The sequence below is a fragment of the Acidovorax sp. SDU_ACID1 genome (assembly GCF_045291395.1).
Classification (GTDB): Bacteria; Pseudomonadota; Gammaproteobacteria; order Burkholderiales; family Burkholderiaceae_C; genus MR-S7.
Map to the genome: position 1 here is coordinate 4,161,087 of NZ_CP152342.1, position 13,448 is coordinate 4,174,534.

Here is a 13,448-nt window from a genome sequence, read left to right on the forward strand (position 1 = left end):
AGTCATCCGATCATGGACAAGATCGTTCTCGTCACCGGAGGCAGCCGGGGCATCGGCGCCGCCACCGCCTTGCTGGCCGCGCGCCACGGCTGGGCCGTGGCCGTGAACTACGCACACAACGCCCATGCCGCCGACGGCGTGGTGCGCCGCATCGCGGACGCGGGCGGCCGCGCCATCGCGGTGCAGGCCGATGTGGCCGAGGAATCGCAGGTGCTGGCGATGTTCGAGGCCGTGGACCGGCAGCTCGGCCGCCTCACCGCGCTGGTGAACAACGCAGGCGTGGTGGACCGCCCCGCCCGCGTGGACGAGATGAGCGCCGAGCGCCTGCGCCGCATGTTCGACATCAACGTGCTGGGCAGCTTCTACTGCGCGCGCGAGGCGGTGCAGCGCATGAGCACGAAACACGGCGGCGCGGGCGGCAGCATCGTCAACCTCTCCAGCGCCGCCGCGCGGCTGGGCGCGGCGCACCAGTACGTGGACTACGCGGCCGCCAAGGGCGCGGTGGACGTGCTCACGCTGGGCCTGGCGCGCGAGGTGGCGGCCGAGGGCATCCGCGTGAACGCGGTGCGCCCCGGCCTGATCGAGACCGAGATCCACGCCAGCGGCGGCCTGCCCGACCGCGTGCGCGACCTGGCGCACCAGGTGCCCATGGGCCGCGGCGGCACGGCCGAGGAGGTGGCCGAGGCGATCGTGTGGCTGATGTCGGACGCCTCGCCCTACACCACGGCCAGCTTCATGGAAGTCTCCGGAGGCCGCTGATGGAGTCCATCAAGCCGCTGATCGCGCTGCTCGCCATCGTCAACCCGCTGGCCATCGTGCCCTTCTTCATCCACTACACGCAGGGCTTCACCGCCGCGCAGCGCCGCCGCACCATCGAGGTGGCGGCCTTCAGCGCGTTCTGCGTGATCGCGGCCTGCGCGCTGCTGGGCCTGCAGATCCTGGCGTTCTTCAACATCTCGCTGCAGAGCTTCCAGGTGGGCGGCGGCATGCTGCTGCTCATCAGCGCGATGAACATGCTCAACGCCCAGCCCGCCGAGGCCAAGCCCCACACCCACGAGCTGGAACAGGGCGCCGAAAAGGCCGCCGCGGGCGACAGCATCGCCGTGGTGCCGCTCACCATCCCGCTGCTCACCGGGCCGGCGAGCATGTCCACCGTGGTGATCTACGCCGACCGCGCGCAGAACTTCTGGCAGCACGCGGCCCTGGTGGGCTACGGCGTGGTCATCGCGGCGGCCACGGCGCTGTGCTTCTCGCTGGCGGACCCCATCGCGCGCGTGCTCGGCAAGACCGGCATCAGCGTGATGACGCGGCTCATGGGCCTGATCCTGGCCGCGCTGGCGGTGGAGGTGATGGCCGACGGGCTGACCAAGCTGTTCCCGGCGCTGGCAGGGTAGCCATGGGCACGCGGCTGCTGCTCGTCGAGGACGACCCCGCCATCGCCCGCACCGTGGCCTACGCCTTCGAGCGCGAGGGCCTGGCCGTCACGCACAGCCTGCTGCTGGGCGACGCGCGGGCTCAACTGCGGGGCGCGTGCTTCGACCTGCTGGTGCTCGACGTGGGCCTGCCCGACGGCAACGGCCTGGACCTGCTGCGCGAGCTGCGGCGCGGCGCGCATCCCACGCTGCCCGTGCTCATGCTGTCCGCCCACGGCGAGGAGATCGACCGCGTGCTCGGCCTGGAGCTGGGTGCCGACGACTACCTGCCCAAGCCCTTCAGCCCGCGCGAACTGGCCGCGCGCGTGAAGGCCCTGCTGCGCCGCGCGGCCGCGCCCGCCGCCGCGGCGCCCCCGGTCTTCCACGACGACGCGGCCGGCCAGCGCATCTTCCTGCACGGCCAGCCGCTCGCGCTCACGCGGCGCGAATACCGCCTGCTGTCCACGCTGCTCGCGGGCGCGGGCCGCATCCACGCGCGCGACGCGCTGCTCGCCGCCGCCTGGGGCGACGACAGCGAGAGCACCGACCGCACCGTGGACACCCACATCAAGACCCTGCGCGCCAAGCTGCGCGAAGCCGACCCGGCGCGCGAGTACATCAGCACGCACCGGGGCATGGGGTACTGCCTGGATGTTTGAAGCCAAATCGGCCTCCAGCGCTTACCTGCCAAGCGCAGGCAGCTCACTTTTTTGAAGCCCATGCGCCTCGGCATCCGCCTGCTGTTCGCCTTCTTTCTCATCAACGGCATCGCCGCGTTCTTCGTGCTGCGCGTGTTCACTGCCGAGATCAAGCCCAGCGTGCGCGAGGTGATGGAAGACATGATGGTGGACACCGCCAACATCCTCGCCGAGCTGGCCAGCGACGACCTGGCCGCCGGGCGCATGCAGGCGGACGGCGCCTTCGCCCGCCACGTGCGCGCCTACGCCAGCCGCCCGGTGGACGCGGCGATCTGGGGCCTGGCCAAGCAGTCGCTGGACTTCCGCATCTACGTGACCGATGCCACGGGCCGTGTGCTCTTCGACAGCGAGCGCCAGGCCGAGGGGCAGGACTATTCGCAGTGGAACGACGTGGCGCGCACGCTGCGCGGCGAGTACGGCGCGCGCGCCAGCCGCGACGTGCAGCAGGACGACACCAGCGGCGTGATGTACGTGGCCGCGCCGATCCGCGTGGATGGACGCATCGCGGGCGTGCTCACCGTCGCCAAGCCCACGCGCACGGTGCAGCGCTTCATCGACCGCGCCGAACGCAAGGTGCTGCGCGGCGGCGTGCTGCTGCTGGCGCTCTCGGCCCTGGTGGGCGTGGCCGTCACCGTGTGGACGGTGTGGCACGTGCGCCGCCTGCGCGACTACGCCCTGAGCGTGCAGGGGCCCAGCGGCGACGGCCCGCCGCCCGCCGTGCCGCAGGTGCCCGGCGAGCTGGGCGACCTGGCCCGCGCCATGGAGCGCATGCGCGAGCGGCTGGAAGGGCGCGACTACATCGAGGGCTACGTGCGCGCCCTCACGCACGAGCTCAAAAGCCCCGTGGCCGCCATCCGCGGCGCGGGCGAGCTGCTGCACGACGACCTGCCCGAGGCCGACCGCCGCCAGTTCGCCGCCCAGGTGGTGGAGCAGAGCGAGCGCCTGCAGCGCCTGATCGACCGGCTGCTGGAGCTTTCCAAGCTGGAGCAGCGCCAGCACGCCGAGGCCGCCGCGCCCGTGGCGCTGCGCGACTGCGCCGAGCGCGCCATCGCCCAGGCGCGGGCGCGCGCGCACCAGCGCCGCGTGGCGCTGGAGCTGCACGGCGAGGGCGCGAGCGGCGCGTGGGAGGCGGAGCTGGTCACCCTCGCCATCGGCAACCTGATCGACAACGCTATCGACTTCTCGCCCGAGGGCACCGCCGTGCGCGTGGAGCTGCACGGCAGCACCGTCGCCGTGCAGGACGCAGGCCCGGGCGTGCCCGAATACGCGCTGGCGCGCCTGGGCGAGCGCTTTTTCACCACCGCGCGCCCTGGCGGCCAGCGCAGCGGCTCGGGCCTGGGCCTGGCGATCGTGCGGCGCGTGATGCTGCTGCACGGCGGGCAGCTGCGCGTGCGCAACACGGCCGGAGGCTGCCGCGCGGAGCTGCTGTTCGCATAAAATGCACCGGTGTGATGGGAATGGAGCTTCCCGACAACCGCCCCGGGGCCTGCCCCGATGGCTGATGGCTCCTGCGGCACGGGCGCATGGCGTCCGCCTGCGGCAGGATGCATCCCCACCCGCCGCCTGGCGGGTTTTTTGTTGCCCGATTTCTTTTGAACTTTTCTGAGGGCGGCATCCATCATGGAATTCCTGCTTGTGTTTCTGGGCGGCGGCGTGGGTGCCGCGCTGCGCCATGGCGTCAACATGCTCGCGGCGCGGCTGCTGAGCGGCGCGTTCCCGTGGGGTACGCTGTGCATCAACGTGCTGGGCTCGTTCGTAATGGGCGCGGTGGTGGAGTTCTGGGCGCAAAAGAGCGGGCTGCCGCAGCAGGCGCGCCTGTTCCTGACCACCGGCATCCTCGGCGGCTTCACGACCTTCTCCACCTTTTCGCTGGAGGTGGCGCTGCTGCACTCGCGCGGCGAGACGGCGATGGCGGCGCTCTACGCGGCGGGTTCCGTGGCGCTGGGCGTGGGGGCGCTGTACCTGGGCATGGCATCGGTACGCTGAACCGCTTCACATTCGCCTCACAAACTTCATCGCCTTCTCACCCGCGCGGCGAACACTGCTCCTCCATGAACCACCCATGGAGGAGCCTTCCCTTGAAACATCCCTTGTTCGCAAAAATCGCCGCGCTCGCGGCCGTCGGCATGCTGCTGCTGTTCGGCCTGGGCCTGATCGAAGACGTAGTGCGCGACCGGCAGCTCTACCGCAGTGCGGCCGCCCATGGCGTGGCGCAGAGCCTGGCCGGCCCGCAGACGCTGATCGGCCCGCTGGTGCACAGCGCCTGCGTGGAGAGCTGGGACGAGACCGTGGGCACCGGCGCCGAGCGGCGCACCGAGGAGCGGCGGCGCGAGTTCCTGCTGACGGCCCCGCCCGAGCGGCTGCAGGTGCAGTCCGCCGCACTGATGCAGGAGCGCGCGCGCGGCCTGCACAAGGTCCACGCCTACACCCTGAAGGCCCACCTGACGGCCCAGTGGCCCGACCTCGCGGCCCTGCGGCCCGAAGGCACGGTGCGCGGCTCGCGCATGCAGTGCGGCGCGCCCATCCTGATGCTGGCGGTACAGGACGCGCGCGGCATCCGCGCCGCGCAGGTGGATGTGGACGGCAGCGCGCAGGTGCTCAGGCCCGGCACCTTCCACCCGGTGTACTCGCGCGGCCTGCATGCGGCACTGCCCGAGGGGCTGCGCCACCGCGAGGGCGTGCTCACGGCCGCGCTCGACCTGGAGCTCGTGGGCACCGAGCGCCTGGCCATCGTGCCGCTGGGCGGCACGACCGAGGTGCAGATGCAGAGCACTTGGCCCCACCCGTCGTTCGCGGGGCGCTTCCTGCCGTCGGAGCGCGAGGTGGGCGACGGCGGCTTCACCGCGCGCTGGCGCCTGTCGTCGCTCGCCACCACGGCGCAGCAGGACATTGCCAAGGGCCGCGCGGTCTGCGACGCGCCCGAAGACGGTGGCGACCGCTGCGCCGACAGCTTCAGCGTCGCCTTCGTCGACCCGGTGAACCCCTACACGCTGTCGGACCGCGCCACCAAGTACGGCGTGCTGTTCATCGCCCTCACCTTCGTGGCCGTGGGCCTGTTCGAGCTCATGAGCAATGGCCCCCACGCTCCGCCGCTGCGCGGGTCGCTGCCCCCCGAGGGGGCCGCTTTTTCGTCTTGGGGCGGCCCGGCGACGAAAAGGCTGCGCGTGCACCCCGTGCAGTACCTGCTGGTGGGCAGCGCGCTGTGCAGCTTCTTCCTGCTGCTGGTGAGCCTGTCGGAGCATCTGCCCTTCGGCCTGTCCTACGCGCTGGCGGCCGGGGCCTGCGTGCTGCTGCTGGGCTACTACGCCAGCCACATGCTGGGCGGGCGCTGGCGCGGCCTGCCGTTCGGCGCGGGCATCGCGCTGCTCTACGGGCTGCTCTACGGGCTACTGCAGCTGGAGCAGACGGCGCTGGTGGTGGGCGCGGTGGCGCTGTTCGCGGTGCTGGCGGCGGTGATGGTGCTCACGCGCAAGGTGGACTGGTATGGGCTGGCGGCACGGCGCATGCCCGTGCAGGAGGTGGCAGCATGAATGCACCCCTCACCCCCGCCGAGGCCCGGCGTGTGCAGCGCTACCACGACCGGCTGATGCGCGCGCTGCAGGAACGCGACCGCGCCGCCCTGCGCCACGCCAAGCAGCGCGTGCTGGCCGCGGCCTACACGCCCCGGCGGCGCGGCATCACGCCGGCGCTGCGGCAGGCGCTGCGCGAGCTCGCATGGCGCATGGCGGGGCTGTTGCCCGCGCGGCGCTGGTGAGGTGCGTCAGGCGTGCGTTTCGGCTTCGTGCTCGGCCGACGAGCAGGCACCGCCGCAGCCATGGATCAGCTCCTGCGGCAGCGCGTCGGGCGACTGCACGGTGCCGGTGGCGGGGTCGAAGCCCACGCGGCGCAGGTGCAGCGCGAGAGCGGCGTCCATGGCCTGCGTGTGCTGCGGGAACCAGACGGCCAGCTCGGCCGCCATGCCGCGCAGCACGTGCAGCTCGCCCTGGGCCGCACGCTCGGCGCCTTCGCGCATGACCTTCAGCACCACCTTGTGCTGCAGGCTGTGGCAGTTGCCGGAAGCGAAGCGCGTGGCCTGCATCCAGCGGTCTTCCTGGTCGAAGTGGGCCTGCGTGTGTTCCACCAGTTCCTGCCAGGCGGACAGCAGCCGCGCATCGTCCGCAAGTTCGACGGACTGCAGCAGCGCCACGAATTCCTGGTGGGTGTTGTCCATGAGGGGCAGGTCGAGCGCCAGTCCTGCGGACCATTCCAGTGCGGCCATGGCCTGTATTCCTTCCATTGCGAAGCCGTTTCCAAAGCGGCGCGAGCATAGGAGCGATGGCCGCCGCGCGTGTTGACGCAGGTCAGGGCGCTCCGCTGCGCCCATGAAAAAACCCCGCCAGCGTCGGGCTGGCGGGGTCTGCGGCATGCGGGGCGGGCGCCAAGCGCCTGCCGGTCACTGGCCGTACATGCGCTTGGCGTCAGCCACGCAGGCGTCCTTGGCGTCGCCGCTCATGGCATCGCAGCGTTCCTTGGCGGCCTTGTAGTCTGCTTCGCGCTTGGCTTCCGCGGCATCCTTCTTCGCGTCGGCCACATCGGCCTGCTTGGCAGCGGTGCTGTCGGCGCCCTTGGCCTGGGCGCGCGCCACCTTGGCGTTTTCCTTGGCAGCCACGTGGGCGGCCTTGGCGTCCTTCACGCAGACGTCCTTGGCGTTGCCCTGCTGGTCGTCGCACTTTTCCTTGGCGACGTCGTAGGCGGCGTCGGCACGGGCTTCATGCACCTTGTAGGTGGCCTTATCGCTGGGCTTGTACTGGGCTTCCAGCTCGGCCTTGGCGATCTTTTCGTTGCCCTTGGCCTCGGCCATGCAGATGTCCTTGGCGTTGGCCTTCAGCGTGTCGCACTGGGCCTTGGCGGCCTTGTAGTCGGCGGAGATGCGGTCCTTGGCGGCGCTGTGCTCCTCGCGGGTCATGGCCATGCCGGACGTGGCGAGCAGGCCGGCGGCGACCAGGGCGATCAGATTGCGTGTATTTTTCATGGATAGTCCTCCTGCGGAATGTGGAAGGGCGCGGGCGGCGCGACAGGCGCGCCGCACACGGATATCAGTCGTCGAAACGGAAGTCGGGGTTGCGTTGCTGCCAGCTCTTGAGCTGCTCTTCCGCTGCGTCCTTGGCCAGGCCCTGGCGCTCCTGCAGCTTGCCCAGGAACTGGTCGCGCTTGCCGGCGATCACGTCGAGGTCGTCGTCAGTGAGCTTGCCCCACTGCTCCTTGATCTTGCCGGTGAACTGCTTCCAGTTGCCCTTGATGCGGTCCTCATTCATGACTGGCTCTCCTTGGGAATGCTTCGCCGCCTGCCCGTCCCGCCGGCGGCGGGAATCGCGGTGCGTGGGGCGATGGAGAGACTGTAGGCAGCGTGCGCTGCGCAGCCCGTCGGCGCAGGTGCGCGGGCCGCGTCAGCGCGGAGCGACAGCCGCATGTAGGCCGAAGGAGCACGGACCGGGCAAAAAAAAGACGTGCGGCGCACGTCTCTCTGGGGGTGGCGGGAAGCGCGGCTCAGTGCGCCAGGTGCAGCCCGCACTCGCGGTTGTCTTCGCCCTTGGTGGGGTCCATATAGTCGAAGTTGTTGGGCAGGTCGTGGGCCACGAGGTATTCGTAGAGCTGCTTGGACGTCCAGTGCAGCAGCGGCGCGACCTTGACGAGCCCGTCGGGGTTGATGGACACGGGCTCCATCTGCGCACGCACGGCGGTGTCGCTGGCGCGCAGAGCCGTGAACCACACCTGGGGCGCGGTCTCGCGCAGCGCGCGGGCGAAGGGCTCGAGCTTGACCTCCTCGGTGAACGCGGCGTGGCGCGGATCATCCAGCGCCGGCACGGGGCCGTCCACGGCCTCGCGGTGCGCGCGCGAGCGGCGCGGCAGGTAGATGCTGAGGTTCAACTGCAGGCGCCGGGTCACCTCGTCGGCGAAGCGGTAGGTGGCCTCGGTGTTGTAGCCGTTGTCCATCCACACCACGGGCATGTCGGGCTGGGCACGCGTGCACAGGTGCAGGATCACGGCCTCGAACGGACGGAAATTGGTGGTGACGATGGCCGGCCGGCCCAGGCCCACGGCCCAGTCCACCAGCCCCTGGGCGTCGTGGCCGAGGGTGGCGTTGATGTGTGCGAGGTCGATGCTGCTCATGGCAAGGTGCTTGCGGGGGAGAAAACCGCCCATTGTGCTCCCTCGGTGTTTGCGCGCTCAGCGCCCCTGCTGCTCCAGCCACTGCGCCAGTTCCTCGGCGGCCTGGGCCGAGGCCTCGGCCAGGGCGCGCGCACCGCCCGCGGCGTCCTGCGTGGCGGCGGGGCGCTGCACGGCGAACACACGCTGGGCCACCAGCGTGTCGCCGGCGCTGGCGGCACGCGCCACAGAGGCGCGCAGGCGCACCAGGCCGACGCTGCTGGCCGGGGCGCTGAAGACCTGGCTGAACTCCTCCAGCTCCACGCGCACCACGGTGGGCCAGCCGGTGCCTTCGACCTGCTGGGCGATGCCGTCCTCGCCCAATACCACCACGCGGCGCTGGCCGAGCCGGTCGCGCAGCGCCTGCTGCAGCAGTTGCGCTGGCGGCTGGCTCCAGCGCGCGTGGGCATAGGGCCGCAGTTGCTGGGCGTTGGCGTAGGCCAGGCGGTAGAGCAGCGCGGAGCTGCCTTCGGGGATGCCCACGGTGGAGATCTCGGCCAGCGCGACCGGGGGCAGGCTGGCCTGCCGGTCTGCGGGCGCGGGGGCCATGAGGCCGGGGCCGAAGTCGTACACATCGGCGCGCGCGGGCGGCTCGGGCAGGATGGAGCAGCCGGCGGCCAGCGCCGCGAACATCAAGCCGAAAACGGCCCTGGCGCTTGCTGAATAAGCGCGACCAGCTATGGATTTGGTAGTAGCAGTCATTCCACTGGATCTCCATTGCGCGCGTTGGGCGGCACGAAGCCGGGCTCGCCCGGCCCGGCGGATGCGCGGCCCGCGCCGTAGATGAGCGATTGGGGGTTGTCGCTGATGCCCGAGGCCGTGCGGCCCAGCCGGCGCGCGGCACGCGCCGTTTCGTCCGCCGCATGGTTCAGGCGCGGCAGGGACACGCGGCCGAAGCGGTCCGCCGCGGCCGAGAGGCTGCGCGCGCCGCTGGCGATCTCGTCGAGCGCGCCGCCTTCGGCGCTGAGGGTGCGCACGGCCTGGCTGACTTCCTGGGCGGCCGTGGCGGCGCTGCTGCCGGCCTGGCGCAGCGACTGCAGGGTCTGGCGCGCATCCTGGGCGACGTCGGGCACCACGGCCAGCGCCGGGTCGAGGCGCGTGGTGACGGTGTGGTCCAGCCGCCGCGCCAGCGCATCGACGCTGCCGGCCGCGCGGCCGAACTGGTCCAGCGCCGTGCCGAAGCGCTCCTGGTTCTCGTCGCCCAGCAGGGTGTTGATGCGCTCGGTGGCCTCCTGCACCTGGGCCAGGATGGCCGGGCCCTGCTCGGCCAGCTGGCTGAAGGGCGAGCTTTGCAGCGGCAGGCGCGGCAACCCGCTGGGGCCGGAAGCAGGGCGCGGCACCGGAGCATCCGCGTCGTCGAGCTGGACGTGCGCCAGGCCGGTGACGCCCTGGTAGCCCAGGGTGGCGAAGGTGGTGGGGCTGATGGGTGCGTCGGTGTTGACCGCGATGCGGATGAGCACGTTGCCCGAGGTCTGCGGGTCGAAGCCGATGCGGGTGACCTTGCCCACGGCCACGCCCTTGTAGCGCACGGCGGCCTGGGGCTGCAGGCCGCTCACGCTTTCCTTGCTGGACAGCTCGTAGAGCGTGTAGTCGGTGGTGTCGCGCGTGAGCCAGAGGCCCAGGCCGGCCAGCAATGCCGTCACGACGATCACGAAGAGGCCCGCTGCCAGGGCATGGGACTTGTTTTCCATCAGGGTTCCTTGGCCGCCGGCGCGGCAGTGGGAGCGTCTGCGGGCGGGGCCGCCATGGCGCGGCGGCCGCGCTCTCCGAGAAAGAAATGGTCGATGAAGGGGTGCGGGAAGTGCGCCACCTCCTGAGGCGTGCCTTCCACGATGACACGCTTGTCGGCCAGCACGGCCACGCGCGTGGACAGGGCGAACAGCGTGTCCAGGTCGTGCGTGACCATGATGACGGTGAGGCCCAGCGCCGCGTGCAGCTCGCGCAGCAGCGCGCAGAACTCGTCGGAGCTGTTCGGGTCCAGACCCGCCGTGGGCTCGTCGAGCAGCAGCAGCGGCGGGTCCATGATGAGCGCGCGCGCCAGGGCCACGCGCTTGATCATGCCGCCCGACAGGTCCGCGGGCATGCGCAGGGCGTGCTCGGCCTTCAGGCCGGTCAGGCGCAGCTTGACCATGGCCGCGTCGTTCACCACCTCCTGCGGCAGCGTGCCCAGCTCGCGCAGGGCGAAGGCCACGTTGTCCAGCACGTTGAAGGCCGAGAACAGCGCGCCGTGCTGGAACAGCATGCCCACGCGGCTGCTGGCGCCGTCGCCGCCCAGTTCGCCAGCGGGCCGGCCCAGCACCGTCACGCTGCCGCGCGTGGGCCGCGTCAGGCCCAGGATGTGGCGCAGCAGCACCGTCTTGCCCGTGCCCGAGCCGCCCACGAGCGACAGGATCTCGCCGCGGCGCACGGTGAGGTCGAGGTTCTGGTGCACGGCGAAGGCCTCGCTGCCCTTGCCGAAGACGGTGGACAGACCCCGGATGTCGACGACTGCGGTTTCGTCGCTCATTGTTCAGAATCCAACGTTCTTGAACGCGATGGCGAACAGCGCGTCCACGATGATGACCATGGTGATCGCGCTCACCACCGATGCGGTGGTGCCCTCGCCCAGGCTCTGGGTGTTGGGCTTGACGCGCAGGCCCCAGTGGCAGCCGATGAGCGCGATGAACACGCCGAACACCACCGACTTGGCCATGGCCAGCCACAGGTTGCCCACCTTCACCGCGGCAGGCAGCGCCTGCGCGAAGTAGGCCGGCGAGATGCCCATGGCCACGTCGGCCGCGAGCATGCCGCCCGCCAGCGCGGCCAGCGTGGTCCACAGCGCCACGAGCGGCATGGCCAGGCCCAGGGCCAGCGCGCGCGGCATCACGAGGCGAAAGCCGTGCGGGATGCCCATGACGCGCATGGCGTCCAGCTCCTCGGTCACGCGCATCACGCCGATCTGCGCGGTGATGGCCGAGCCCGAGCGCCCTGCCACGAGGATAGCGCCGAGCATGGGCCCCAGTTCGCGGATCAGCGAGATGCCCAGGATGTTGACGATGAAGGTTTCCGCGCCGAACTGCCGCAGCTGCAGCGACATCAGGTAGGCCAGCACCACCCCGATCAGGAACCCCACCAGCGCCGTGATCGGCAGCGCCGTGGTGCCCATGCGGTAGAGGTGCCCAGAGATGTCTCGCCATGGCCCGCGCCGGGGGTTGCGCAGCAGCCGCAGCACGTCCAGCAGCAGCTGGCCCGTGAGTTCGACCAGGTGCTTCAGGTGGTCCAGCGCGTGCAGCACCAGCACGCCCAGGCGGTCCACCTGGTCGCCCAGGCGCCAGCGCTCGGCGCCTGCCTGCTCGGTGGTGAACTGCGCCACGCGCTCGAGCATGGCGCGCTGGGCGTCGTCGAGCTCGACCTGCGCGGGCCAGGCGCGCCCCCAGTGGTTCCACAGGACCTGCGCGCCCACGTGGTCCAGCCGCTCCAGGCCCTGCAGGCTCCATGCATGGCCCCGTCCGCAGGCCTTGAGCTGCGCGGCCAGGCGCCGCCAGGCCCGGCGGTCGGCGAAGGCGGCCGCCACCCAGTCCCCCTGCGGCAATGCGCGGGGTGTGGCGGCGTTGTCCAGGGCGACCGATGGCGGAGTGAACAGGGGCATGTAGGAACGACGGAGGGCGCGAAGCCCGGTGCGCGCCCAGTTTTGCACAGTCCGCGGCGCTTGCCGGCGGGCGGGCGTGGGGAAGCGGCGCGTGCCGATGTAGTACGGCGCCCCATCATTCCATAGTTTCGGTCAAGAAAAAGGCGCGTTGCGCGCCTTTCTTCACACGGCGGGCGCCACCCGAGGCCGTCAGGCCACGCGCAGCCGGGGCTGCGCCTGCGTGTTCGCCGGGTGGGCGGAGAAATGGGCCATGGTGGCCTCCACGCCGCTGCCCGCCACCGGCACGCCGCTGAGCTTGAGGCCCATCTCCACGCCGGCCACCATGGCCACCAGCGTGAGGTCGTTGCTGTCGCCCAGGTGCCCCAGGCGGAACATGCGTCCGCGCAGTTTGCCCAGGCCCTGGCCCAGCGAGAGGTCGAAGCGCTCGTAGATCAGCGTGCGCACGGCGTCCGCGTCCACCCCCTCGGGCAGGATCACGCCGGTGAGGATGGGCGAGTAGACCGCCGGGTCCGCGCACTGGATGGGCAGGCCCCAGGCCTGCACCGCCGCGCGCACGCCCGCGCCCCAGCGCTGGTGGCGCGCGAACACCGCTTCCAGGCCCTGCCCCAGGATCATGTCCAGCACCTCCGACAGGCCGTAGAGCAGGTTGGTGTTGGGCGTGTACGGCCAGTAGCCGTTCTTGTTCATCTCGATGATCTCGTCCCATGCCCAGAAGGCACGCGGCAGCTTCGCGGTCTTGGAGGCCTCCAGCGCCTTGGGCGACACGGCGTTGAAGCTGATGCCCGGCGGCAGCATCAGCCCCTTTTGCGAGCCGCTCACCGTCACGTCGATGCCCCAGGCGTCGTGCTCCAGGTCGGCCCCGGCCAGGCCGGAGATGCTGTCCACCATGAGCAGCGCCGGGTGGCCCGCCGCGTCGATGGCCTTGCGCACGGCGGCGATGTCGGAGGTGACGCCCGTGGAGGTTTCGTTGTGCACCACGCACACGGCCTTGATCGTGCGCTCCGTGTCGCGGCGCAGGCGGTCCTCGATCATGTCGGCCTGCACGCCGCGGCGCCAGCTCGGCGCGTGCGGCAGGTCCTTGTCCACGCCGTCCCAGGCCAGCACCTCGGGCCGCAGGCCCAGGCGCGTGGCCATCTTGATCCAGAGCGATGCGAAGTGGCCGGTCTCGTACATCAGCACGTGGTCGCCGGGGCTCATCACGTTGGTGAGCGCGGCTTCCCACGCGCCCGTGCCCGACGCCGGGTAGATCACCACGGGGTGCTGCGTCTTGAAGATCTTGCCGATGTCGCCCAGCACCTTGCGGCCCAGCGCACCGAACTCGGGACCCCGGTGGTCGATGGTGGGCAGGCTCATGGCCCGCAGAATGCGGTCCGGCACGGGGCTGGGGCCCGGGATCTGCAGAAAATGGCGGCCTGTGGGGTGAAAATCCAGTTGCAGCATGATGAACTCCTTTCCGGCCCTATTTTGCATGCAAAAAACAAAATAGGGTAAGCGTTAACACCTAAAATTGGGTTCGGAGGGGTT

Annotated in this window: 16 protein-coding genes and 1 riboswitch; of the genes, 7 read left to right on the forward strand and 9 right to left on the reverse strand. The window is 71.0% G+C overall.

The genetic code is table 11. The annotated features are described in order from the left end of the window. The first annotated feature begins 12 nt into the window (after positions 1-12). The 7 genes from AAG689_RS20440 to AAG689_RS20470 all read left to right on the forward strand — a co-directional run bounded on the left by AAG689_RS20440 (position 13) and on the right by AAG689_RS20470 (position 5,864). On the forward strand, positions 13-759 hold the full coding sequence (locus AAG689_RS20440) for an SDR family oxidoreductase (RefSeq protein WP_406623517.1): 747 nt from the start codon (positions 13-15) through the stop codon (positions 757-759). Then, entirely contained in the window at positions 759-1,394 is a 636-nt protein-coding gene (locus AAG689_RS20445; RefSeq protein ID WP_020227196.1) for a MarC family protein, read from the forward strand. The genes AAG689_RS20440 and AAG689_RS20445 overlap by 1 nt, the downstream gene beginning before the upstream one ends. A 2-nt stretch (positions 1,395-1,396) precedes the next feature. After that, a complete protein-coding gene (locus AAG689_RS20450) occupies positions 1,397-2,071 on the forward strand; it encodes a response regulator (protein WP_406623518.1) in 675 nt (224 codons plus the stop codon). 60 nt (positions 2,072-2,131) lie between these two features. Further along, positions 2,132-3,547, forward strand: a complete 1,416-nt coding sequence (creC, locus tag AAG689_RS20455; RefSeq protein ID WP_406623519.1) for a two-component system sensor histidine kinase CreC — start codon at positions 2,132-2,134, stop codon at positions 3,545-3,547. Between the two features lie 7 nt (positions 3,548-3,554). Continuing rightward, positions 3,555-3,628: riboswitch (Fluoride riboswitch) on the forward strand. A 102-nt stretch (positions 3,629-3,730) separates the two neighbouring features. After that, the gene (crcB, locus tag AAG689_RS20460) at positions 3,731-4,096 is read left to right on the forward strand and encodes a fluoride efflux transporter CrcB (RefSeq protein ID WP_020229924.1); all 366 of its coding nucleotides are present in this window, start codon (positions 3,731-3,733) and stop codon (positions 4,094-4,096) included. A gap of 92 nt (positions 4,097-4,188) precedes the next feature. Continuing rightward, a complete protein-coding gene (locus AAG689_RS20465; RefSeq protein ID WP_406623520.1) occupies positions 4,189-5,640 on the forward strand; it encodes a cell envelope integrity protein CreD in 1,452 nt (483 codons plus the stop codon). Further along, positions 5,637-5,864: a hypothetical protein gene (locus AAG689_RS20470; RefSeq protein ID WP_020229926.1), complete on the forward strand. Its 228-nt coding sequence runs from the start codon at positions 5,637-5,639 to the stop codon at positions 5,862-5,864. Before AAG689_RS20465 ends, AAG689_RS20470 begins: the two co-directional genes overlap by 4 nt. A gap of 6 nt (positions 5,865-5,870) precedes the next feature. On the opposite strand, the gene AAG689_RS20475 is transcribed toward AAG689_RS20470, so the two are convergent. From AAG689_RS20475 to AAG689_RS20515, 9 genes are all read right to left on the reverse strand, one after another. Beyond that, complete coding sequence (locus AAG689_RS20475; protein WP_406623521.1) at positions 5,871-6,368, reverse strand: hemerythrin domain-containing protein; 498 nt, start codon at positions 6,366-6,368, stop codon at positions 5,871-5,873. A gap of 174 nt (positions 6,369-6,542) precedes the next feature. Beyond that, positions 6,543-7,121, reverse strand: a complete 579-nt coding sequence (locus AAG689_RS20480; protein ID WP_406623522.1) for a hypothetical protein — start codon at positions 7,119-7,121, stop codon at positions 6,543-6,545. Between the two features lie 64 nt (positions 7,122-7,185). Next, entirely contained in the window at positions 7,186-7,404 is a 219-nt protein-coding gene (locus AAG689_RS20485; protein ID WP_020229929.1) for a CsbD family protein, read from the reverse strand. A 232-nt stretch (positions 7,405-7,636) separates the two neighbouring features. Next, positions 7,637-8,260 (reverse strand): phosphoadenosine phosphosulfate reductase family protein, encoded by a 624-nt coding sequence (locus AAG689_RS20490; RefSeq protein WP_406623523.1) that lies wholly within the window; start codon positions 8,258-8,260, stop codon positions 7,637-7,639. Positions 8,261-8,317: 57 nt separating this feature from the next. Continuing rightward, on the reverse strand, positions 8,318-8,998 hold the full coding sequence (locus AAG689_RS20495; protein WP_406623524.1) for an ABC-type transport auxiliary lipoprotein family protein: 681 nt from the start codon (positions 8,996-8,998) through the stop codon (positions 8,318-8,320). Continuing rightward, positions 8,995-9,987, reverse strand: a complete 993-nt coding sequence (locus AAG689_RS20500) for an MlaD family protein (protein WP_406623525.1) — start codon at positions 9,985-9,987, stop codon at positions 8,995-8,997. Before AAG689_RS20500 ends, AAG689_RS20495 begins: the two co-directional genes overlap by 4 nt. After that, positions 9,987-10,802, reverse strand: coding sequence for an ABC transporter ATP-binding protein (locus AAG689_RS20505; RefSeq protein WP_020229933.1), 816 nt, complete (start codon positions 10,800-10,802; stop codon positions 9,987-9,989). The genes AAG689_RS20500 and AAG689_RS20505 overlap by 1 nt, the downstream gene beginning before the upstream one ends. Positions 10,803-10,805: 3 nt before the next feature. Then, positions 10,806-11,924 (reverse strand): MlaE family ABC transporter permease, encoded by a 1,119-nt coding sequence (locus AAG689_RS20510; protein ID WP_406623526.1) that lies wholly within the window; start codon positions 11,922-11,924, stop codon positions 10,806-10,808. A gap of 189 nt (positions 11,925-12,113) precedes the next feature. Continuing rightward, positions 12,114-13,364: a pyridoxal-phosphate-dependent aminotransferase family protein gene (locus AAG689_RS20515; protein ID WP_406623528.1), complete on the reverse strand. Its 1,251-nt coding sequence runs from the start codon at positions 13,362-13,364 to the stop codon at positions 12,114-12,116. Positions 13,365-13,448: the final 84 nt, after the last annotated feature.